Source organism: Streptomyces sp. SudanB52_2052 (genome assembly GCF_964272415.1).
Lineage (GTDB): Bacteria > Actinomycetota > Actinomycetes > Streptomycetales > Streptomycetaceae > Streptomyces > Streptomyces olindensis.
Genome location: NZ_OZ186796.1, coordinates 7,154,779 through 7,177,150 on the forward strand (window position 1 = coordinate 7,154,779; position 22,372 = coordinate 7,177,150).

Sequence of the window (22,372 nt, forward strand, 5' to 3'; positions counted from 1 at the left end):
CGCCCCCCTTCACGTGTCAGGCGCCCTGTTCGGGCTTCAGAGGTCCAGGGCGCGCAGTACCAGGCCCGACGCCGGCTTCGGGCCGAACGACGTGGACTTGCGCGGCATCGTCACGCCCTGCCGGGCCAGGTCGCGGACGACCTCCTCGCGGACCGGGTGCATCAGGACCGCCGTACCGCCGTCGCGTTCCGCCTTCGCGACCGTGGCGGCCGTGTCGTGGATGTAGGCGATGTGGGCGGGGGAGTCCTCGGGGATCCGCCAGACGTGGTCGAGGAGCGTGGCGTGCAGGACCGTCGCGTCGAGAGTGCGCCACGCGGCGGGGCGGTCGGCGGGGACCGTGCGGGCCAGGAGGTCCGGATCCGGGTGGTCGACGAGGTGGAAGGAACCGTCGCCGGCCAGCAGGAACGCGTTGCCCGCGCAGGCCGCGTCCGCCAGCGCCTCCAGGGCCTCCGGCAGCGGGACGTCGAGGCGGCGGACGCGGAAGCGGCCGTCCAGAGCGGCCACGGCGGCGTCGACCGGCAGGCCGTGCAGGAGGCGGTGGATGGCGCGGACCCGGAGGGGGTAGCGGGCCGTGTCGACCAGCAGGACCAGGCCGTGGTCCCAGGGGCTGGGGGAGGGGTGTTCCGTGCGGAGGCGGCGGTAGGTCGCCCAGCGGTGGTGGCCGTCGGCGATGAGGGCCTGGTGACGGGCCAGGTCCGTCTGGATCGTGGCGACGTCGGCGGGGGCGGTGACCGACCACAGGCGGTGGCTGAAGCCGTCCTCCGTGGTGGTGGCGAGGAGGGGAGGCCGGTCGGCGGTGCGCTCGATCAGGTTCGCGGTGGCGGTCGCCGAGTCGTCGCCGCGGTAGGTCAGCAGCAGCGGTTCGAGGTTCGCGGAGGTGGCCCGCATGAGGTCGGCCCGGTCGGCGACGACGTGCGGCATGACGTCCTCGTGCGGCAGGACCACCTGCTCGTCCGGGTCCGACACGCGCAGCGCGCCGATGATGCCGCGTTGCAGCATCCCGTCGCCGTCGCGCTGCTCGTAGACGTAGAGGCCGGGTTCGGGGTCGGTGGTCAGGACGCCCTCGGAGAGCCAGCGGCGCAGGGTGACGGCGGCCTGTTCGTTGCGGGCGCTGGGTGTGGCGGCCTGGGGGAGGATCAGGCGGACGATGTTGTACGGGTCGGAGGACTCCAGGTGGTGCAGGCCGTCGGGGCGGACCACGACGTCGTACGGCGGGGATGTGACGGCGGCAAGGCTGCCGACCCGGTCGGGGTCGTAACGAAGGCCTCGGAACGGGGTGAGTTCCAGGCCTCGGTGCGCCGTTGCCGCCGAGTGACCTGCTGTGTTCATCCCGGCATCGTACGGGTGTCAGTGGCATGGGGGATGATCGGGGGAAAGCCGTCGAACGAGGAGCGATGCGGGATGAGCCGGAGCGTCAGGACGAGGCCCGAGGGCAGTGGGCAGGCCCTGAGCGAGGCGTATGACACGGCGCTGCTCGATCTGGACGGTGTGGTCTACGCGGGCGGGAGCGCGATCGCGCACGCGGTCGAGTCGCTGGCGGCGGCCCGGGCCGGCGGCATGCGGCTGGCGTACGTCACCAACAACGCGCTGCGCACTCCGGACACGGTGGCCGAGCATCTGACCGAGCTGGGGATACCCACGGGCGCGGACGACGTCATCACCTCGGCGCAGGCGGTCGCGCGGCTGATCAGTGAGCAGGTGCCGCAGGGCGCCCGGGTGCTGGTGGTCGGCGGGGAGGGGCTGCGGGTGGCCCTGCGCGAGCGCGGGCTGGTGCCCGTCGAGTCGGCGGACGACGATCCGGCGGCGGTGGTGCAGGGCTACGGCGGACCCGAGCTGCCCTGGGGCCGTTTCGCCGAGGCCTGCTACGCCGTCGCGCGCGGTGTGCCCTGGTTCGCGTCCAACACCGATCTGACGATTCCGAGCGGGCGTGGCATCGCGCCGGGCAACGGCGCGGCGGTCGAGGTCGTCCGGATCGCCACGGGCGCCGAGCCGCAGGTCGCCGGCAAGCCGCTGCCGCCGATGCACCGCGAGACCATCCTGCGGACCGGGGCCCAGCGGCCGCTGGTGGTGGGGGACCGGCTGGACACGGACATCGAGGGCGCGTTCAACGGCGACGTCGACTCGCTGCTCGTCCTGACCGGCGTGACCGACGGCGCGCAGCTGCTGGCCGCGCCGCCGCGGCACCGGCCGACGTACGTGGACGCCGATCTGCGCGGGCTGCTCGGCGGCCAGCCGGACGTGGTCGCGGCGGGCGACGGCGGGTTTTGGTGCGGAGGCTGGACGGCGACGGCCGGCACGGACCGCCTGCAGCTCGACGGCGACGGCGAAGCGCTGGACGGGCTGCGCGCCTTGTGCGCGGTGGCCTGGACGGCCGCCGGTGACGGCGGGTGCGAGCTGGACGGGGCCAAGGCGCTGGCCCGACTGGGGTTCTGACGGCCGGTTGGGAGCGGTGGTTGGCGGGCACGCTGGTACGAGGTGCCCGCGGAGCGGCCGGGATCCGACATCGTGATCCAATGCGAGGGTAGGCTAACCTAACTGCGTGTTGGTCGAGAGTCCCCCTGAACAGCGCGCGGAGACCGCCCCCGCGCCCCCGACCCGACGGGCGGTACGGGCCTTCGGGCTGCTCCTGTCCGTCGCGATCCTGGTGCTCGTCGCGCTGGCGAGTATCGCGATCGGAGCGAAAGAGCTGTCCCTCGGGCAGGTCTGGCACGGCTTGTTCGAGGATTCGGGGACGTACGGCGATGTCGTCGTCGCGGAGCGGCTGTCGCGGACCGTGCTCGGGCTGCTCGCCGGTGCCGCGCTCGGCCTGGCCGGGGCGGTCCTGCAGGCCCTCACCCGCAACCCGTTGGCCGATCCCGGACTGCTCGGCATCAACGCGGGCGCGTCCGCCGCGGTCGTCACGGCCATCACGTTCCTCGGGATCACCTCGCTCAGCGGCTACGTCTGGTTCGCGTTCTTCGGCGCGGCCGCGGTCGGGGCGCTCGTCTGGTTCCTCGGTGGCAGCCGGGGCGCGACTCCGGTACGGCTCGCGCTCGCCGGTACGGCCATCAGCGCCGCGCTCTACGGCTACCTCCAGGCCGTGATGATCATGGACGACGCGGCGCTCGGCAAGATGCGCTTCTGGACGATCGGTTCGCTGTCCGCGGCGACCGACTCGGTCATCACGCAGGTCCTGCCGTTCCTGCTGGCCGGCATGGTCCTCGCGCTGGCCCTCGCCCGGCCGCTCAACGCCATGGCCATGGGCGACGACACCGCCAAGGCGCTCGGCGCCAACCTCAACCGGACGCGGGCGCTGTCCATGCTGGCCGCGACCGTGCTCTGCGGGGCCGCGACCGCCGCCTGCGGGCCGATCGTGTTCGTCGGGCTGATGGTGCCGCACGTCGTGCGTTCCTTCACCGGGCCCGACCTGCGCTGGATCCTGCCGTACGCGGCGATCCTCTCGCCCGTGCTGCTGCTCGGCGCCGACGTCCTCGGCCGGATCGTGGCCCGGCCCTCGGAACTCCAGGTGGGCATCGTCACCGCGATCCTCGGCGGACCGGTGTTCATCTTTCTCGTACGACGGCGGAGGACGGCACAGCTGTGAAGACCACCAACCGTGCTCTGCGGACACCGGGCGGGCTCTCCGTACGCCTGGACGTACGGGCCCTCACCGTCGTGCTCCTGCTCCTGGGCGCGGCGCTCACGGCGAGTGTCGTGCTCATCGGCACCGGCGACTTCCCGATCCCGGCCGCCGACGTGCTCAGGACGCTCGTCGGCGACGGCAACGCGGGCCAGGAGTTCATCGTCAACGAACTGCGGCTGCCGCGGGTCCTGGTCGGGCTGCTGGTCGGCGCCTCGCTCGGACTCGGCGGTGCCCTGTTCCAGTCCATCTCCCGCAATCCGCTGGGCAGTCCGGACGTGCTCGGCCTCGGCCAGGGCGCGGCGGCCGGCGCGCTCACGGTGATCGTGCTGTTCTCCGGAAGCGCGAACCAGGTGGCTGTCGGCGCGCTCGTGGGCGGCCTGGTGACCGGGCTCGCCATCTACGTCCTCGCCTGGAAGCGGGGCGTGCACGGCTACCGGCTGGTGCTGGTCGGCATCGGCGTCTCCGCGATCGTCACAGCGGTCAACGGCTATCTGCTCACCAAGTCCGACCTGGTGGACGCGGCCCGCGCGGTCGTGTGGATGACCGGCTCCCTCGACGGCCGTGACTGGGCCCAGGTCTGGCCGCTGCTCGGGCTGTGCGCCGTGCTCGTGCCGCTGGTCCTCGTCAACGCGCGCGGGCTGCGGCTGATGGAGATGGGCGACGACGTGTCGTACGCCCTCGGCGTGCGGGTGGAGCGCGTCCGGCTGCTGCTGATGGTGGCGGCCGTGCTGCTCACCGCGTCGGCGACGGCCGCGGCCGGGCCCGTCAGCTTCGTCGCGCTCACCGCGCCGCAGCTCGCCCGGCGCCTGACCCGCTCGCCCGGCCCGAACCTGCTGCCGTCCCTGTGCATGGGCGCCGCCCTGCTGGTCACCGCCGACTGGGCCTCGCAGCGGGCGTTCGGCGCCGAACAGCTGCCCGTGGGCGTGGTCACCGGTGTGCTCGGCGGTGTCTACCTGCTGTGGCTGCTGGTCACCGAACGCAGGGCGGGCCGGATATGAGCACCGGCACCGGCGTGGGCACGACCGCCGAGCGCAGCATCAACAGCGGGCTGAACAACCAAAGGAGCACCGTGAACCGTCTGTCCGCCGAGAACGTCACCCTCGCCTACGACCAGCGGGTCATCGCCGAGCAGCTGTCGGTGGAGATACCCGAAAACTCCTTCACCGTGATCGTCGGCCCCAACGCGTGCGGCAAGTCGACGCTGCTGCGGGCGCTGTCGCGGATGCTCAAGCCGAGCGAGGGCCGGGTGCTGCTCGACGGGCAGGTCATCCAGTCGATGCCCGCGAAGAAGGTCGCGCGCACCCTCGGCCTGCTGCCCCAGTCGTCCATCGCGCCCGACGGCATCACCGTCGCCGACCTCGTCGGCCGGGGCCGCTACCCGCACCAGGGCATCCTGCGCCAGTGGTCCACCGAGGACGAGCGCGTCGTCCAGGAGTCCATGCGGCAGACCGGAGTCGCCGAGCTCGCCGACCGCTACGTCGACGAGCTGTCGGGCGGCCAGCGCCAGCGCGTGTGGATCGCCATGGCGCTCGCTCAGCAGACCCCGCTGCTGCTGCTCGACGAGCCGACGACGTACCTGGACATCCAGCACCAGATCGACGTGCTCGACCTGTGCGCGGAGCTGCACGAGGAGCAGGGGCGCACGCTCGTCGCGGTGCTGCACGACCTGAACCACGCCGCCCGCTACGCCACCCACCTCATCGCCCTGCGCGAGGGCAGTGTCATCGCCCAGGGCGCCCCGAACGACATCGTCACGGCCGAGCTGGTCGAGGAGGTCTTCGGGCTGCGCTGCCAGGTCATCGACGACCCGGAGACGGGCACGCCGCTGATCGTGCCGGCGGCGCGGAAGGCACGGATCAAGGACGCGGCAGGGCCGGAGTCCGGGGCGGGCGCGGAGAAGGTCGCCGCGACGGAAGCGTCCTGAGGGGGAGCGTCACGGAAGCTCCTGAGGGGAGCGTCACGGGGGCTTCTGGGGCCGGGCGCCACGGGTGCCACGGGCGCCTCTGAGGCCGGGCGCTACCGGGTGCTTCCTGACGCCGGGCGCTACAGGAGCTTCCTGAGGCGGAGCAGGTCCCGCAGGCCCGCGTGGAGTTTCACGCGGCCCGAGCCCCAGGCCGTGGCGAAGTTCAGCTCGCCGTCGACCAGGGCCACGAGGTCGTCACCGGTCATGGCCAGTCTGATCTCGGCCTTGCCGGGCGGCGGCCCCTGCACCGTGTCCTGCACCTCGATCCGCCCGCCCCGCATACGGCCGACGAAGGTGACGTCCAGGTCCGTGATGTGGCAGCTCACCGAGCGGTCCAGGGCCGCGGCCTCGCGGGCGTCCCCCTCGGCGCGCTGCATGTTGTCCGAGAGCTTGTCGAGTGCGCTGCGGCACTCCTCGATCGTGGCCATCGCGCTCGACGGTACCGCAGCGGTTCGCGGTAGCGTCGGGGCATGGACGACGCAGTTCCCGAGACCCCGGCGGTGGCGGAGGAAGAACCCGCGTACGACCCCGCCGCCCCCGCACCCCTGAACGTGCCCCGCGCCCCCACCGGCGACGCCGACGTGGACGCGGCCCTGGACCGGCTCGGTGACGCGGACCACCTCGCCACGGACGGACACCTCGAGGTGTACGAGGATGTACACCGGGGGCTGCGCGACGCGCTCACCGCGCTCGACGCCCGCCCGGGACCTCCGGCGCCCCCGTCGCAGCACGGACCTAGGAGCTGAACCGAACGTGGCAGGAGTCGCACGCCGCCGTCTGGACGCGGAGCTGGTCCGCCGGAAGCTCGCGCGCTCGCGTGAGCATGCCGGCCAGCTGATCGCCGCCGGGCGCGTCTCCGTCGGCAAGACCGTCGCGACCAAGCCCGCCACGCAGGTGGAGACCGCGGCGGCGATCGTCGTCGCGGCCGACGAGAACGACCCCGACTACGTGTCCCGAGGCGGGCACAAGCTCGCCGGCGCGCTGCAGGTGTTCGTGCCGCAGGGCCTCGCCGTCGAGGGGCGCAGGGCGCTCGACGCCGGCGCGTCCACCGGCGGTTTCACCGACGTCCTGCTGCGGGCGGGCGCCGCCCACGTCGTCGCCGTGGACGTCGGATACGGACAACTCGCCTGGTCCCTCCGGAACGATGAACGCGTCACCGTCAAGGACCGTACGAACGTACGCGAGTTGACGCTTGAAGCGATCGATGGGGAGCCTGTGGATCTTGTCGTGGGGGATCTGTCCTTCATCCCGCTCGGGCTGGTCCTGCCCGCCCTGGTGCGGTGCGTGAAGCCGGACGCCGACCTGGTGATGATGGTCAAGCCGCAGTTCGAGGTGGGGAAGGAGCGGCTGGGCAGCGGGGGAGTCGTGCGCAGCCCCCAGCTGCGGGCCGAAGCGGTCCGGGGGGTGGCCGAGAAGGCCTGGGGGCTGGGGCTCGGCGCGAAGGGCGTGACGGCCAGTCCGCTGCCCGGGCCGTCGGGGAATGTCGAATACTTCTTGTGGCTGCGGGCCGGGGCACCGGAACTGGACCCGGCCGACGTCGACCGAGCAGTGGCGGAGGGGCCCCGTTGACCGAGAACCGAGCTCGTACTGTTTTCCTCCTCGCCCACACGGGACGGCCCGCGGCCGTGCGCAGTGCCGAGCTCGTCGTGAAGGGGCTGCTGCGCTCCGGACTGGGTGTGCGGGTCCTCGAGGACGAGGCGCGGGACCTGCCGCTGCCGGACGAGGTGGACCTGGTCAAGGAGGCGACCCCGCAGTGCCTCGACGGCTGTGAGCTGCTCATCGTGCTGGGCGGTGACGGCACGCTGCTGCGCGGCGCCGAGTTCGCGCGGGCGTCGGGCGTGCCGATGCTCGGCGTCAACCTCGGGCGGGTCGGCTTCCTCGCGGAGGCCGAGCGCGACGACCTCGACAAGGTGGTCGACCGGGTGGTCACCAAGGCGTACGAGGTCGAGGAGCGGATGACCGTCGACGTCGTGGTGCACCGCAACGGGGACATCGTGCACACGGACTGGGCGCTGAACGAGGCGGCCGTGCAGAAGGTGTCCGCCGAGCGGATGCTGGAGGTCGTCCTGGAGATCGACGGGCGGCCGGTGACCGGGTTCGGCTGTGACGGGATCGTGCTGTCGACTCCGACCGGGTCGACCGCGTACGCCTTCTCGGCGGGCGGGCCGGTGGTGTGGCCGGAGGTCGAGGCGCTGCTGATGGTGCCGATCTCCGCGCACGCGCTGTTCGCGAAGCCGTTGGTGACATCGCCGGATTCTGTGTTGGCTGTGGAGGTTCTGCCGCACATTCCGCCCGGGGTCCTGTGGTGTGACGGGCGGCGGACCGTGGAGTTGCCGCCGGGGGCGCGGGTCGAGGTGCGGCGGGGGGCTGTGCCGGTACGGCTGGCTCGGCTGCACCATGCGTCCTTCACCGACCGGCTGGTGGCGAAGTTCGCGCTGCCGGTTTCCGGGTGGCGGGGGGCTCCTCATTAGCGTGGTCGCTCGTTACTAGCGTGGTTGCCCGTTGTCGGCGGGTGCGGGCCGTCTGTGGCTGGTCGCGCAGTTCCCCGCGCCCCTGAACCACGATCCACTCTCGTGGGTGACAAGGGCAGGCCAGTCGCAATCCGTGGCCCGGACCTCGTAAGGTCGTGTCCGTGTTGGAGGAGATGCGGATACGGTCGCTCGGTGTGATCGACGACGCTGTTGTCGAGCTGTCGCCGGGGTTCACCGCGGTCACCGGTGAGACGGGTGCGGGCAAGACCATGGTGGTCACCAGCCTGGGGTTGCTGCTGGGCGGCCGGGCCGACCCGGCGCTCGTGCGGATCGGGGCCGGGAAGGCCGTCGTCGAGGGGCGGATCACCGTGCCCGAGGACGCCGCGGTCGCCGTACGCGCCGAGGAGGCCGGGGCCGAGCTCGACGACGGGGCCCTGCTGATCAGCCGTACCGTTTCGGCCGAGGGGCGCTCCCGGGCGCACCTGGGCGGACGCAGCGTGCCCGTGGGCGTGCTGGCCGAGCTCGCCGACGAACTGGTGGCCGTGCACGGGCAGACCGACCAGCAGGGGCTGCTCAAGCTGTCCCGGCAACGGCAGGCGCTCGACCGGTACGCGGGCGACGCGGTCGCCGTGCCGCTGGCCAAGTACGGCGAGGCGTACAAGCGGCTGCGGGCCGTCTCCGCCGAGCTCGACGAGATCACCACGCGCGCGCGGGAACGGGCCCAGGAGGCCGAGATGCTGCGCTACGGGCTCGACGAGATCGCCGCCGTCGAGCCCCGGGCCGGCGAGGACACGGAGTTGGCCGAGGAGGCCGAGCGGCTGGGGCACGCCGAGGCCCTGGCGTCCGCCGCGGCGGCCGCGCACGCCGCCCTGGCGGGCAATCCGGAGGACCCCGAGGGCGTCGACGCCGGGACGCTCGTCGCGGGCGCCCAGCGGGCCCTGGAAGCCGTGCGGTCGCACGACCCGGCGCTGGCCGCGCTCGCCGACCGCATCGGGGAGATCGGGATCCTGCTGCGCGACGCGGCGGGGGACCTGGCCGGGTACGCCGACGACCTGGACGCCGACCCGCTGCGGCTGGCGGCCGTCGAGGAGCGGCGGGCCGCGCTCACCGGGCTGACCCGGAAGTACGGCGAGGACATCGCCGCCGTGCTGGCCTGGGCGGAGAACGGCGCCGCCCGGCTGACCGAACTCGACGGCGACGACGAGCGGATCGGGGAGCTGACCGCCGAGCGGGACGCGCTCCGTGCCGAACTGGGCGGGCTCGCACAGGCGTTGACGGACGCGCGGACGGAGGCCGCCGAGCGGTTCGCCGCCGCCGTGACCGCCGAGCTGGCCTCGCTGGCCATGCCGCACGCGCGCGTGTCCTTCGACATCCGGCAGACCGAGGACCCCGACGGCGTCGAGGTCGGCGGGCGTCCCGTCGCCTACGGGCCCGCCGGAGCCGACGAGGTCGAACTGCTGCTCGCCCCGCACCCGGGCGCGCCGCCCCGGCCGATCGCCAAGGGCGCCTCCGGCGGTGAGCTGTCCCGCGTGATGCTGGCCGTGGAGGTGGTGTTCGCGGGGACGGATCCGGTGCCGACGTATCTCTTCGACGAGGTCGACGCCGGGGTCGGCGGCAAGGCGGCGGTCGAGATCGGCCGACGGCTGGCCCGCCTGGCGAAGACCGCGCAGGTCGTGGTCGTGACGCATCTGCCCCAGGTGGCCGCCTTCGCCGACCGGCAGTTGCTGGTCGAGAAGACGAACGACGGGTCCGTGACCCGCTCCGGCGTCAAGGTCCTGGATGGGGAGGACCGGGTGCGGGAGCTGTCCCGGATGCTCGCCGGCCAGGAGGACTCGGAGACGGCCCGGGCGCATGCCGAGGAGTTGCTGGCGACGGCCCGGGCGGACAGGTAGCCGGAGGGTGGACCAGGCCGGGCGGGTCGCCCAACTTCACTCGTGTGGGTGACCCGGCCCGGCGCATTCCCCCGATGCCGCACCCCATGGTCGCGCCGACGGGTTTCCGGCGTTCCCTGAACCCCCGTATGTCCTGGCATCCTTGGCGGAGTACGCCGTGGGAAACCGCGCCGTGACCGCCCGACCCGAACCAGGAGCCCGGCCACGTGACCCCCGTGAGCAGCCAGCCACCGCCTGGCCAGTCCCCGCTGCGCACCGTGCAGGTGCTGGGCGGGGGCAACGCCGCCAGCAGTGCGCATGTGCGCTCGCTGGCCGCGGGGCTCGTCGCGAGGGGCGTGAAGGTCACGGTGTGCGCCCCCGTCGAGGCGGATCACGCCTATGACTTCAGCGGGGTCGGAGCGGACCACGTGCACGTGCCGCGCAGCAGCGACCCGGTGTCGGTGGCGGCGTTGCGGGCGGCCTGCGCCGACGCCGATCTGGTGCACGCCCACGGCCTGCACGCCTCCTTCCGTACCGTGCTCGCCCTCAGCGGGCGGCGCGTGCGTACTCCGCTGGTCGTGACGTGGCACGACCGGGCGCACGCCGACGGTGCGCGTGCCCATCTGCTGAAGGTGCTGGAGCGGCGGGTCATGAAGGCGGCCACCGTCGTGCTGGGCACGACGTCGGCGCTGGTGGACCGGGCCCGGCGGACGGGCGCGCGGGACGCGCGGCTCGCGGCCGTCGCGCTGCCCGGCCCCCGCAGCCCCGTGGAGCCGGACGACCCCGACCGGATGCGGCCCAAGGTACGCGCCGAACTCGGCGCCATCGGACGCCCGTTGCTGATGGCCGTCGGCTCCCTGGAACGCCACCGCGGGTACGACGTGCTGCTCGACGCCGCACGCGCGTGGCGCCGCCTCGACCCGGTTCCCCTGGTCGTGATCGCGGGGGAGGGGCCGCTGCGCGGCGAACTCCAGGGGCGGATCGAGGAGGAGGGGCTGCCGGTCCGGCTCATCGGCCGGCGCGACGACATCACCGACCTGCTCGCCGCCGCCGACCTGGCGCTGCTGCCGAGCCGCTGGGAGGCGCGCTCCGTCCTTGCCCAGGAGGCCCTCCACGCGCGCGTGCCGCTCGTCGCGACCGACGCCGGCGGTATCCCCGAACTCGTCGGCGACGCCGCCGAACTCGTGCCGTACGGCGACGCGAAGGCCCTCGCCGACTCCGTCGTACGCCTGCTCGGCGACCCCGCCCGCCGGGAGCTGCTGAAGGACAAGGGCGCCCGGCAGGCGGCGAGCTGGCCGACCGAGGACGAGACGGTCGCCCAGGTCCTCAGCGTCTACGACGAGTTGACCCGGCTCCGGCCCCTCGCCTAGCCGCCCTGGGGGACGTGCCTGCGGGCCCGTAGCGCCAGGCTCAGGGCCAGTACCGTCTGCGGATCGTCGAGGTCCGTGCCCAGCAGTTCCCCGATGCGCGCCAGCCGGTTGTACAGGGTCTGCCGGTTGAGGTGGAGCTCCCGGGCCGTCTCCGCCTTGCGTCCCGCGTGGGCGAGGTAGGTCGTCAGGGTGGGCAGCAGCGGCGGCCGGGAGCGGCGGTCGTGGTCCAGCAGCGGGCCGAGCGCCCGGTCGACGAAGGCCGCGAGGTCCGGGTGGTCGCGCAGCCGCCACAGCAGCAGGTCGATGTCCAGGCGGCGGGCGTCGTACCAGGGCCGGTCCGGCAGGCCCTGGGCCGCGGTGGCCGTCTCGGCGGCGTGCCGCAGACCCGAGGCCGCCGCCGTCCAGCCGCCCGCCACCCCCACGACCACCACGGGCCGCGGCCCGCCCGGCCGCAGCATCCCGGCCCGTTCCACACCGGTTCGCAGCGCCGCCGCGACCCGGTCCGCGACCGTCGCCCGCTCCGACTCCGAGCGCAGCCCGAGCAGCACCGGCACCCGGCCCTCCACCGGCCGCACCCCGAGCAGCACCGGCACGCCCACCGCGGCCAGCTCCTCGGAGACCGCCCGGGCCAGCACCGCCCAGCCTCCCCCCGGCGACAGCGCGTCCCCCAACCGCATGACCACCGGCAACAGCGGCCCCTCACCCGGCCGGAAGCCCAGCACCCGCGCCTGCGCCGGGGCGTCCTGAGCCGTGACCCGGCCCTCGGCGAGGTCCGTGAGGAAGTCGCCGCGGCCGCGTGCCGCCAGTTCCTCCTCCTGCCGCGCCTGCATCAGCACCACGGCCAGGATGCCCGCGGCCCGCTCGGCCGCCATCCGGTGCACGGGCGCCAGGGGCGTCCGCACGGGCAGCAGGACGAGACGCGCGCGGACGCCCCCGCTGCCGGGCCCGCCGCCCGGCACGTCCACGAGGACCGAGCCCGCGAGGGGCGGCTCGTCCCTGTGCTGCCCGCGCAGCCCCTCCCACACCTGGAGCGGGTCCGCGCCCTCGGGACCGGCCCCGGCGGCGTAGAGCAGCTGCCCGTCCGCCGTCTCCAGGAAGACCGGGTTGTCGCCGAAGTCGGCCAGGATGCCGAGCACCTGGGGCACCCCGCCGCCGCCCAGCACCGCCCCGGTGCACCGCCGGTGCACCTCCTCGGCCCGCTGGAGCAGCGCGTAGTGGCCGTTGACGATCTCGGTGTGGATCTCCTCCGTGACGGTGACGAACGGCACCTCGCGGTGGAGTTGGACGAGCGGCAGCCCGGACGAGCGGGCCGTGTCGACGAGGGCCGCTGGCAGCCGGGTGAAGCGCGGGCCGAGCTCCACGACCAGGGCGGCGATGCCGCGCTCGGCCAGTGTGCGCACGAACGCCCGCTGCTCGGCCGGACGGGTGCCGAGGCCGTAGCCCGTGGTCAGCAGCAGCTCCCCGCCCTTGAGGAGGGAGGCGATGTGGGGCACCTCGCCGGCGTGCACCCAGCGCACGGTCCGCCCGAGCCGGTCGGCGCCCGCCAGCACCTCGGGCAGCCCGCCGCGCAGCCCCGGCAGCTCCAGCGCCCGCTGCACGGTGATCCCGGCGCCCCGCGTGTCGTAGCCGCTGTCCGTCTCGCTCTCCATGGGCCGGACGCTACCCGCGCGGGTGCCTCCCGGACATCTCCGCGGCCGCCCGGGGACGATCACGCCCGGGATTACCGCGTGATCGACCGGGTACGGGCGCCGTCATGGACATCAGCGTGGTCGCCGTGGGGCGGGAGGACGACAGTCCGGTCGAGGAGCCGCTGCGGGTGGCGGTGCTCGCCGACCGGCTCGGCTACCGGGAGGTGTGGGCGGGCGAGGGACCGACGTGGGACTCGTTCGTCCTGGCGACGGCGATCGGCGCGGCCACGCGGCAGGCCACGCTGACGGCCGGGCCCGTGCCGGTGTCGGTGCGCGACCCGCTCACCGTCGTCCGGGGCGCCGCGTCCACCGCGGCCGTCACCGGCCGGCCCGTGGGCGTGGCCCTGGGCACCTCCAGCAAGCGGGTCGTCGAGGGCGTGCACGGCCGGCCGCGCACCCGGCCCGCCGCGACCCTGGAGGAGTCGGCCGCGACGGTGCGCGCGCTGATGGACAGCGTGCCGGGCGAGCCGATCGTGCCCGGCAGCGGCTTCCCGCGCCGGCTGCCGCCGCCCGGGGGGATGCTCACCGTGGCGGCCTTCGGGGAGCGCGCGGTCGCCACGGCCGTCGCCCACGCCGACCGGATGCTGCTCGACCTCGTCTCCCCGGAGCAGGTCCGCGTGCTGCGGGCGCGGATGCTCGCGGCCGCCGAGCGGGCGGGCCGTACGCCACCGCGGCTGGCCGCCTGGCTGCCCGCCGCCGTGGACCCGGAGCCCGAGTCGCTCCGGCAGATCCTGCGCAGCGTCGTCGGCTACCTCACCGTGCCGGGCTACAGCGACGTGTTCGTCGACGCCGGGTTCGCCGAGGTCGTCGAGCTGGCCGCCAAGGGCGCCGACCCGGACACCCTGCTGCGGGCCCTGCCGCCCAGGGCCGCGGGCACGGTCGGCCTCGTCGGGGACGCCGGCACCGTCCGCGCCCGCGTCGACGCCTACGCCGAGGCCGGTCTCGACGAGATCGCCCTGGTTCCGGCCACGGCGGGTGACCCGGCGGGGGAGCGCACGCTCACGGCCCTCAGGCCGCGGTGACGCCCGCGCGGGCCACCGGTCCGGTCGACCGTCCGGTCAGCCGCCGTAGGCGCCCGAGGCGGTCAGACGCAGTGCCGTGTCGATGAGCGGCACGTGGCTGAACGCCTGCGGGAAGTTGCCCACCTGGCGCTGCAGGTGGGGGTCCCACTCCTCGGCCAGCAGGCCCAGGTCGTTGCGCAGGGACAGCAGCTTCTCGAACAGCTTGCGGGCCTCGTCCACGCGGCCGATCATCGCCAGGTCGTCGGCCATCCAGAACGAGCAGGCGAGGAACGCGCCCTCGTCGCCGGGCAGGCCGTCGACGCCCTCGTTGTCGCCCTGCGTCGGGTAGCGCAGGATGAAGCCGTCCGGCGTGGACAGCTCCCGCTGGATCGCCTCGATCGTGCCGATGACCCGCTTGTCGTCCGGCGGCAGGAAGCCCATCTGCGGGATCAGCAGCAGCGAGGCGTCCAGTTCCTTCGAGCCGTAGGACTGCGTGAAGGTGTTGCGCTCCTTGTCGTAGCCCTTCTCGCACACGTCCCGGTGGATGTCGTCGCGCAGTTCCTTCCAGCGCTCCAGCGGGCCGTCCGCGTCACCGGACTCGATCAGCTTGATCGTGCGGTCGACGGCGACCCAGGCCATGACCTTGGAGTGCACGAAGTGGCGGCGCGGGCCGCGCACCTCCCAGATGCCCTCGTCCGGGTCCTGCCAGTGGTCCTCCAGGTAGCGGATCAGCTTGAGCTGGAGCAGCGAGGCGTAGTCGTTGCGCGCGAGGCCCGTCATGTGGGCCAGGTGCAGGGCCTCGGTGACCTCGCCGTAGACGTCCAGCTGGAGCTGGTGCGCGGCGCCGTTGCCGACGCGGACCGGGGTGGAGCCCTCGTAGCCCGGGAGCCAGTCCAGCTCCGCCTCGCCGAGTTCGCGCTCGCCGGCGATGCCGTACATGATCTGCAGGTTCTCCGGGTCGCCGGCCACCGCGCGCAGCAGCCACTCGCGCCAGGCGCGGGCCTCCTCGCGGTAGCCGGTGCGCAGCAGCGAGGACAGGGTGATCGCCGCGTCGCGCAGCCACGTGTAGCGGTAGTCCCAGTTGCGGACGCCGCCGATGTCCTCCGGCAGGGAGGTGGTGGGCGCGGCGACGATGCCGCCGGTCGGGGCGTACGTCAGCGCCTTCAGCGTGATCAGCGAGCGGACGACGGCCTCGCGGTAGGGGCCGTGGTACGTGCAGTGGTCGACCCACTCGCGCCAGAAGTCCTCCGTCGCCTCCAGGGACTGCTCGGGCTCGGGCAGCGGCGGCGGTTCTTTGTGCGAGGGCTGCCAGGAGATCGTGAACGCGATCCGGTCACCCGGAGCGACCGTGAAGTCCGCGTACGTGGTGAGCGACTTGCCGTAGGTCTCGGCGGATGTGTCGAACCACACGGAGTCCGGGCCCGCCACGGCCACCGTGCGCCCGTCGTGCTTGTGCACCCACGGCACCACCCGCCCGTAGGAGAACCGCATCCGCAGCGCCGAGCGCATCGGCACGCGGCCCGAGACGCCCTCCACGATCCGGATCAGCTGCGGGGCGCCGTCACGCGGCGGCATGAAATCGGTCACCCGGACCGTGCCCCGCTGGGTGTCCCACTCGGACTCCAGGATCAGCGAGTCGCCGCGGTAGCTGCGCCGGGCGGCGGTGGGCGGCGCCTGGTCGGAGGCGTACGCGGGGCCGAGCCGCCAGAAGCCGTGCTCCTCGTTGCCCAGCAGGCCGGCGAAGATGGCGTGCGAGTCGAAGCGGGGCAGGCACAGCCAGTCGACTGTCCCGTCCCGGCAGACCAGGGCAGCGGTCTGCATGTCTCCGATGAGTGCGTAGTCTTCGATGCGCCCGGCCACGTGCAACTCCAGTCGAACGGCCACGTCACCCCACGAGGGGGCTGTCGCTAGTGCGGTCAAGGGGGGTTTTCAGCAAGTCTTGCAATGCGTCGTTGAGCGGTGAAGCAAAACAGGTCACTCAGCCGTCATGCAAAGCGCCAATTGTTGCTCAACGAACTGACGAGCTCACGTTGTTCCGGTACTCACGGGCGGTGGGTGGTGCCGTTGGGCCGGGCGGGCTCGGCAGCGAGTGTCCGAGCAGGATACGACGCACGCAGATGATGTGTGTGCCGCTCCGGGCAAGGCGAGTACGCCGAACGAGTGAGCAACGGGTGAGAGACCGGTGACGGCGATCGTCTCCGTGTCGGCGCGTGCGCGGAGCGTGGCCGGAAGCCTTCCCCTCGCGGCGCTGATACGCTGGTAGCCCGTGGACCGGTGGGCCCCTTCCCGACAGGGAACCCCCGAACCGCAGCGACGGCACCCCGGAGATTTCCGGCGGGCAGCCGCACCGCACCCCCAGACCGCGACCACGGGAGCCCCGTCTTGGCCATGCCGCCCGCCGCTTTTCGTAACTCGACGACCAAGCACATCTTCGTCACCGGGGGTGTCGCCTCCTCGCTCGGCAAGGGCCTGACGGCCTCCAGCCTCGGCATGCTGCTCAAGGCCCGCGGTCTGCGCGTCGTGATGCAGAAGCTCGACCCGTACCTCAACGTCGACCCGGGCACGATGAACCCCTTCCAGCACGGTGAGGTGTTCGTCACCAACGACGGCGCCGAGACCGACCTGGACATCGGCCACTACGAGCGCTTCCTCGACCGCGACCTGGACGGCTCCGCGAACGTCACCACCGGCCAGGTGTACTCCACCGTGATCGCCAAGGAGCGGCGCGGCGAGTACCTGGGCGACACCGTGCAGGTCATCCCGCACATCACCAACGAGATCAAGCACCGCATCCGCCGCATGGCGACGGACGAGGTCGACGTCGTGATCACCGAGGTCGGCGGCACGGTCGGCGACATCGAGTCGCTGCCGTTCCTGGAGACCGTCCGCCAGGTCCGTCACGAGGTCGGCCGTGACAACGTCTTCGTCGTCCATATCTCGCTCCTGCCGTACATCGGCCCCTCGGGTGAGCTGAAGACGAAGCCCACCCAGCACTCGGTTGCGGCCCTGCGCAACATCGGTATCCAGCCGGACGCGATCGTGCTGCGCTGCGACCGCGAGGTGCCCACCGCGATCAAGCGGAAGATCTCGCTGATGTGCGACGTCGACGAGGCCGCCGTCGTGGCCTGCCCCGACGCCCGCTCCATCTACGACATCCCGAAGACCGTGCACGGCGAGGGCCTGGACGCCTACGTCGTCCGCAAGCTGGACCTGCCGTTCCGTGACGTGGACTGGACGACCTGGGACGACCTGCTCGACCGCGTCCACAACCCCGACCACGAGATCACCCTCGCGCTGGTCGGCAAGTACATCGACCTGCCCGACGCCTACCTGTCGGTCACCGAGGCGCTGCGCGCCGGCGGTTTCGCCAACCGGGCCCGCGTGAAGATCAAGTGGGTCACCTCCGACGACTGCAAGACCCCGGCCGGAGCCGCGGCCCAGCTCGGCGACGTCGACGGCATCTGCATCCCGGGCGGCTTCGGCGACCGCGGCGTGCTCGGCAAGGTCGGCGCGATCAAGTACGCCCGCGAGAACAAGATCCCGCTGCTCGGCCTCTGCCTCGGCCTGCAGTGCATCGTGATCGAGGCCGCGCGCAACCTCGCCGACATCTCCGACGCCAACTCCACCGAGTTCGACCCGGCGACCGCCCACCCGGTCATCTCCACGATGGCCGAGCAGCTCGACATCGTCGCCGGTGAGGGTGACATGGGCGGCACCATGCGGCTCGGCATGTACCCGGCGAAGCTGGCCGAGGGCTCGATCGTGCGCGAGGTGTACGACGGCAAGGAGTACGTCGAGGAGCGGCACCGTCACCGGTACGAGGTGAACAACGCCTACCGCGCCGAGCTGGAGAAGAGGGCGGGCATCCTGTTCTCCGGCACCTCGCCGGACGGCAAGCTCGTCGAGTACGTCGAGTACCCGCGCGACGTCCACCCCTACCTGGTCGCCACGCAGGCGCACCCGGAGCTGCGCTCGCGCCCGACGCGTCCGCACCCGCTGTTCGCCGGGCTGGTCAAGGCCGCGGTCGAGCGGAAGACTTCGAAGTAACACACCAGTTGTACGGTGGCCGGGGTGCATCCCTTCAAAGGGTGTGCACCCCGGTTTCTTTTCGGCAGGTCGTGTTGGTACTGGAAGGACAGGCATGACGATCAAGGACACCCCGGAGGAGTGGGAGATCCGGGCGACGGAGACCCCCTTCGTGGGCAACAAGACCTCCGTGCGCACCGACGACGTGGTCATGCCCGACGGCACCGTGGTGCGCCGTGACTACCAGGTCCACCCCGGCTCCGTGGCCGTCCTCGCCCTCGACGAGGCCGACCGCGTCCTGGTCCTGCGCCAGTACCGCCACCCCGTGCGCCACAAGCTGTGGGAGATCCCCGCCGGACTGCTCGACGTGCCCGGCGAGAACCCGCTGCACGCCGCGCAGCGCGAGCTGTACGAGGAGGCGCACGTCAAGGCCGAGGACTGGCGGGTGCTCACCGACGTGTACACCACCCCCGGGGGCTGTGACGAGGCGGTCCGGATCTTCCTCGCGCGTGATCTGTCCGAGGCGGAGGGCGAGCGCTTCGCCGTCGAGGAGGAAGAGGCCGACATGGAGCTCGACCGGGTGCCGGTCGAGGACCTCGTCCGGAGCGTCCTGGCCGGCGAGCTCCACAACAACTGCCTCGTCGTGGGCGTCCTGTCCCTGGTCGCGGCCCGCGGCGGCGACGGCCTGGACGCACTGCGCCCGGCTCAGGCGCAGTGGCCGGCTCGTCCGTTCGAGGTCTGAACGCTCCGGGGGGTCCCCGGCCCCGCCTCGACAGCAGCAGTGTGAAGATCGGCTGATCCGATCGAGCGATGTATCCGGCCCGCCCACCGTGCGCCGCCCGGAACGTTGCAGAGCGTGAACTAGGCTCTGCAACACGCCCGAACCGGAGTCCCGGCGGGCTTGCGTGTGCGGTGGGACGGGAGTGTGGCCCGTGACGGATCAGGTCGTGGAGACAGGCGACGTGCGGCTGACCGGAGGCGCTGCCGAGGAGAACCGGTTCCTGGGGCGCACACGGGAGTTGAAGGAGCTGCGCGCCGACATCGAGCGCGCCGGCCTGGACACGCTGGCGGGCCGCAAACCGCCCCGCGCGCGCGTCCTGCTCATCGCCGGCCGGCCCGGATCGGGCCGCAGCGCACTCGCGGAGGAACTCGTACGGCAGGTCGCGGACCGTTACCCGGACGGCGTGCTGCGTGCGCGGCTCACCGACCCCGACGGCACCCCCGTACCCGTCGAGCGTGCCGCCCGCGACCTGCTCACCGCCCTCGACGAGGACGCCCCGGCCGGGGCCGCCGAGGACGACCTCACCGACGCCCTGCGCACCGCCCTCGCCGCCCGCCGGGCCCTGCTCCTGCTGGACGACGCGGCCGACGCCGAGCAGGTCGACGCCCTGCTGCCCGACGCCCCGGACTGCCTGGTCGTCGCGGTCTCCGAGGGCCCGCTGACCGGTATCTCGGACGTCCGCCCCTGCACTCTGGGCGGCCTGGACGCCAAGTCCGGAGTGGAGCTGCTGTCCCGGCACACCGGCTCGGTCCGCATCACCGTCGACCCCCGGGCCGCCGAGGGCCTCGCCGAGGAGTGCCAGGGACAGCCGGCCGCGCTGATGCTGGCCGCCGGCTGGCTCGCCGCCCGCCCCAAGGCGGCCGTCTCCGACCTCGCCAAGCAGCTGCGCGCGGCAGAACCCGAGGGCACGGCCCTGACCCGGGTCTTCCGCCTCGCCCACGCCGGCCTGCCCGCCACCGCCGCCCGGATGCTGCGCCTGCTCTCCCTCGCCCCGGCCGGGCTGGTCGACCCGCAGACCGCCTCCGCACTCGCCGGCTGCTCGGTCGGCACCGCCCACACCACCCTCGACGACCTCGTCGCCCTCGGCTTCCTGCACGCCGTGAACTCGCCGCTGCCGCAGTACGAGGTGCCCGCCTGCCTGCACCCCCTGCTCCGCACCTTCGCCCGCCACCACGAGCGCCCGGCCGAGCTACAGCTGGCCCGCGCCCGCATGCTGGAGCGGACCGTACGGCTGCTCCAGGCCTGCCGCGCGATCACCGAGACCGACAGCCCCCAGGCGCGTCAGAAGCTCCTCGACATGCCACGCGCCCTGCGCTTCCCCACCCCCCGGGCGGCGGCCGACTGGCTGCGCCTGACCCGGCCCGCCCTGCTGGCCTCGGCCCGGCTCGCCGTCGCCGACGGGGAGCTGGACACCCTGGCCCGGCGGCTGATGTCCCAGCTGGTGCGGGCCATGGTGGCCCACCTCGGCACCCGGGCGGCGGCGCCCGACCTGTACGACATCCACAGCCTGGTCCTCGACATCGCCGAGCGCCGCGACCTGCCCCGGGAACGGGCCGCCGCCCTGCTGAACCTCGGCGACCTGGACGCCCGCACCGGCCGCACGACCGACGCCCTGGCCCGCTACCGGGCAGCGCTGGACGCCGGACGCGAGGTGAACGACCCGTATGCGACCGGCCGCGCGATGGAATCCGTAGGCGGCGCGCATCTGGAGCTCGGTGACTTCGACCGGGCCGCCGACTGGTTCGGTCGCGCCCTGGTCGAACGGCTCGCCCGGGGCGAGCGGGCCGACGCCGCCCGGCTGTACGGGCGGATCGCCGCCGCCCACACCTTCGCCGGCCGCTACGGCGAGGCCCTGCGCAACTGGCGCTCGGCGATCTCCGGGCACCGCAAGAACGGTGATGTGGCCGCCCAGGCGCGGGCGTTGAGCGAGCTGGCGCGGGTGCAGGAGTACGCGGGCCGGCCCGAGGAGTCGCTGCGCACCTGCCGGGAGGCCGTGGAGTGGGCCCGGCGGGCCGAGGACACGCGGTTGCAGGCCGCGCTGCACCTGCGGGTCGCCGACACCCTCGAACACCTCGGCGACCCCGCCTCGGCCGGGCTGCACCGGGGCGCCGCCGAGCGGCTCCTCGGCGACTCAAACCTTCAAACGGAACCCGACGCCTGCGAAATCCGTACCGCATCGGCTGAAGATTGATGCAATGAAAGGCTAGACAGCGGGAACACCTTCATTAGACTGGCTCTGCCGCACGTTCTCCTGCGGTCTCTCCCGGTGTGCCCGTGCGTGCCCGGGTATGTCTAAGAAATACCCCCCATACCCTCTGAGCCAAGGACCGTGATCGACGTGAAGGTCGGCATCCCCCGCGAGGTCAAGAACAACGAGTTCCGGGTGGCCATCACCCCTGCCGGTGTGCACGAGCTGGTGCGCCACGGCCACCAGGTCGTCATCGAGCGCGGCGCCGGCGTCGGCTCCTCGATCACGGACGAGGAGTACGTCGCCGCCGGTGCGCGGATCCTGGACACCGCCGACGAGGTGTGGGCCACCGCCGACCTGCTGCTGAAGGTCAAGGAGCCCATCGCCGAGGAGTACCACCGCCTCCGCAAGGACCAGACGCTCTTCACCTACCTGCACCTGGCCGCCTCCAAGGAGTGCACGGACGCCCTGCTGGAGTCCGGCACCACGGCGATCGCCTACGAGACGGTCGAGCTCCCCAGCCGCGCGCTGCCGCTGCTCGCCCCGATGTCCGAGGTCGCGGGCCGGCTGGCCCCGCAGGTCGGCGCCTACCACCTGATGCGCGCCAACGGCGGCCGGGGCGTGCTCCCCGGCGGTGTTCCCGGCGTGCCGGCCGGCCGGGCGGTCGTCATCGGTGGCGGTGTCTCCGGCTGGCAGGCCGCGCAGATCGCCATCGGCCTGGGCTTCCACGTGACCCTGCTCGACAAGGACGTGAACAAGCTCCGCGAGGCGGACAAGATCTTCGGCACGAAGATCCAGACCGTCGTCTCCAACGCCCTGGAACTGGAGAAGGCCTGCCTGGAGGCCGACCTGGTCATCGGTGCCGTCCTGGTCCCAGGCGCCAAGGCCCCGAAGCTGGTCACCAACGAGCTCGTCTCCCGGATGAAGCCGGGAAGTGTCCTTGTCGACATCGCGATCGACCAGGGCGGCTGCTTCGAGGACTCCCGCCCGACCACCCACGCCGAGCCGACCTTCCAGGTCCACAACTCGGTCTTCTACTGCGTCGCCAACATGCCCGGCGCGGTCCCCAACACCTCCACCTACGCGCTGACCAACGCCACGCTGCCGTACATCGTCGAACTGGCCGACCACGGCTGGGCGGGCGCGCTGCGCCGCGACCCGGCGCTGGCCAAGGGCCTCAACACGCATGACGGCAAGGTCGTTTACCGCGAGGTCGCGGAGGCGCACGGCGTGGAGCACGTGGAGCTGTCCTCGCTGCTCGGCTGAGCCCCGCCCCACCCCGCCCGGACACCCGGGCAGCCGGTAAGTCGGCTAAGTCACCTCACGGCAAAGGCGATACGTCAACACGGCTCGTCAACGCCGCGCACCCGGCCGGACCTTGCCCGACAAGG

General features: G+C 73.1%; 18 protein-coding genes. 14 read left to right on the plus strand and 4 right to left on the minus strand.

Features of this window, described 5'->3' with window-relative positions; all coding sequences use genetic code 11:
* Positions 1-36: 36 nt before the first annotated feature.
* Positions 37-1,329, minus strand: coding sequence for a DUF1015 domain-containing protein (locus ACSUPV_RS32070; protein ID WP_037769954.1), 1,293 nt, complete (start codon positions 1,327-1,329; stop codon positions 37-39).
* 72 nt (positions 1,330-1,401) lie between these two features.
* Between ACSUPV_RS32070 and ACSUPV_RS32075 the strand changes: the two genes are divergently transcribed.
* The 4 genes from ACSUPV_RS32075 (at position 1,402) to ACSUPV_RS32090 (ending at position 5,546) form a co-directional block, all read left to right on the plus strand.
* Positions 1,402-2,433, plus strand: coding sequence for an HAD hydrolase-like protein (locus ACSUPV_RS32075; RefSeq protein WP_436949043.1), 1,032 nt, complete (start codon positions 1,402-1,404; stop codon positions 2,431-2,433).
* A 106-nt stretch (positions 2,434-2,539) separates the two neighbouring features.
* Positions 2,540-3,583 carry a FecCD family ABC transporter permease gene (locus tag ACSUPV_RS32080; protein ID WP_031121106.1) on the plus strand — a complete coding sequence of 348 codons (1,044 nt, stop codon included), beginning with the start codon at positions 2,540-2,542 and terminating at the stop codon, positions 3,581-3,583.
* On the plus strand, positions 3,580-4,620 hold the full coding sequence (locus ACSUPV_RS32085; protein WP_436949044.1) for a FecCD family ABC transporter permease: 1,041 nt from the start codon (positions 3,580-3,582) through the stop codon (positions 4,618-4,620). Before ACSUPV_RS32080 ends, ACSUPV_RS32085 begins: the two co-directional genes overlap by 4 nt.
* Entirely contained in the window at positions 4,617-5,546 is a 930-nt protein-coding gene (locus ACSUPV_RS32090) for an ABC transporter ATP-binding protein (protein ID WP_436949045.1), read from the plus strand. The genes ACSUPV_RS32085 and ACSUPV_RS32090 overlap by 4 nt, the downstream gene beginning before the upstream one ends.
* 119 nt (positions 5,547-5,665) lie before the next feature.
* On the opposite strand, the gene ACSUPV_RS32095 is transcribed toward ACSUPV_RS32090, so the two are convergent.
* A complete protein-coding gene (locus ACSUPV_RS32095; RefSeq protein WP_031121109.1) occupies positions 5,666-6,013 on the minus strand; it encodes an SCP2 sterol-binding domain-containing protein in 348 nt (115 codons plus the stop codon).
* Between the two features lie 42 nt (positions 6,014-6,055).
* Between ACSUPV_RS32095 and ACSUPV_RS32100 the strand changes: the two genes are divergently transcribed.
* The 5 genes from ACSUPV_RS32100 to ACSUPV_RS32120 all read left to right on the plus strand — a co-directional run bounded on the left by ACSUPV_RS32100 (position 6,056) and on the right by ACSUPV_RS32120 (position 11,297).
* Complete coding sequence (locus ACSUPV_RS32100) at positions 6,056-6,331, plus strand: hypothetical protein (RefSeq protein WP_037769960.1); 276 nt, start codon at positions 6,056-6,058, stop codon at positions 6,329-6,331.
* Positions 6,332-6,338: 7 nt separating this feature from the next.
* Complete coding sequence (locus tag ACSUPV_RS32105) at positions 6,339-7,154, plus strand: TlyA family RNA methyltransferase (protein WP_436949046.1); 816 nt, start codon at positions 6,339-6,341, stop codon at positions 7,152-7,154.
* Positions 7,151-8,056, plus strand: coding sequence for an NAD kinase (locus ACSUPV_RS32110; RefSeq protein ID WP_031121112.1), 906 nt, complete (start codon positions 7,151-7,153; stop codon positions 8,054-8,056). The genes ACSUPV_RS32105 and ACSUPV_RS32110 overlap by 4 nt, the downstream gene beginning before the upstream one ends.
* Positions 8,057-8,229: 173 nt before the next feature.
* Positions 8,230-9,948, plus strand: a complete 1,719-nt coding sequence (gene recN, locus ACSUPV_RS32115) for a DNA repair protein RecN (RefSeq protein WP_359792089.1) — start codon at positions 8,230-8,232, stop codon at positions 9,946-9,948.
* Between the two features lie 206 nt (positions 9,949-10,154).
* Positions 10,155-11,297: a glycosyltransferase family 4 protein gene (locus ACSUPV_RS32120; RefSeq protein WP_037769966.1), complete on the plus strand. Its 1,143-nt coding sequence runs from the start codon at positions 10,155-10,157 to the stop codon at positions 11,295-11,297.
* On the opposite strand, the gene ACSUPV_RS32125 is transcribed toward ACSUPV_RS32120, so the two are convergent.
* Positions 11,294-12,946 (minus strand): PucR family transcriptional regulator, encoded by a 1,653-nt coding sequence (locus ACSUPV_RS32125; RefSeq protein WP_436949047.1) that lies wholly within the window; start codon positions 12,944-12,946, stop codon positions 11,294-11,296. The two genes, ACSUPV_RS32120 and ACSUPV_RS32125, sit on opposite strands and share 4 nt — an antisense overlap.
* Positions 12,947-13,050: 104 nt before the next feature.
* Between ACSUPV_RS32125 and ACSUPV_RS32130 the strand changes: the two genes are divergently transcribed.
* Positions 13,051-14,007 carry an LLM class F420-dependent oxidoreductase gene (locus ACSUPV_RS32130; RefSeq protein WP_359792044.1) on the plus strand — a complete coding sequence of 319 codons (957 nt, stop codon included), beginning with the start codon at positions 13,051-13,053 and terminating at the stop codon, positions 14,005-14,007.
* Between the two features lie 36 nt (positions 14,008-14,043).
* Here the strand turns inward: ACSUPV_RS32130 and ACSUPV_RS32135 are convergent, their stop codons facing one another.
* Positions 14,044-15,846 carry a glycoside hydrolase family 15 protein gene (locus tag ACSUPV_RS32135; RefSeq protein WP_359792091.1) on the minus strand — a complete coding sequence of 601 codons (1,803 nt, stop codon included), beginning with the start codon at positions 15,844-15,846 and terminating at the stop codon, positions 14,044-14,046.
* 528 nt (positions 15,847-16,374) lie between these two features.
* On the opposite strand from ACSUPV_RS32135, the gene ACSUPV_RS32140 reads away from it, so the two are divergent.
* The 4 genes from ACSUPV_RS32140 (at position 16,375) to ald (ending at position 22,247) form a co-directional block, all read left to right on the plus strand.
* A complete protein-coding gene (locus tag ACSUPV_RS32140; protein WP_031121122.1) occupies positions 16,375-18,033 on the plus strand; it encodes a CTP synthase in 1,659 nt (552 codons plus the stop codon).
* 94 nt (positions 18,034-18,127) lie between these two features.
* Positions 18,128-18,754 carry an NUDIX domain-containing protein gene (locus ACSUPV_RS32145; protein ID WP_436949048.1) on the plus strand — a complete coding sequence of 209 codons (627 nt, stop codon included), beginning with the start codon at positions 18,128-18,130 and terminating at the stop codon, positions 18,752-18,754.
* A 190-nt stretch (positions 18,755-18,944) separates the two neighbouring features.
* Positions 18,945-20,984 carry a tetratricopeptide repeat protein gene (locus ACSUPV_RS32150; RefSeq protein ID WP_382617912.1) on the plus strand — a complete coding sequence of 680 codons (2,040 nt, stop codon included), beginning with the start codon at positions 18,945-18,947 and terminating at the stop codon, positions 20,982-20,984.
* A gap of 138 nt (positions 20,985-21,122) precedes the next feature.
* Positions 21,123-22,247, plus strand: coding sequence for an alanine dehydrogenase (ald, locus tag ACSUPV_RS32155; RefSeq protein WP_031121125.1), 1,125 nt, complete (start codon positions 21,123-21,125; stop codon positions 22,245-22,247).
* The last annotated feature ends 125 nt before the right edge of the window (positions 22,248-22,372 follow it).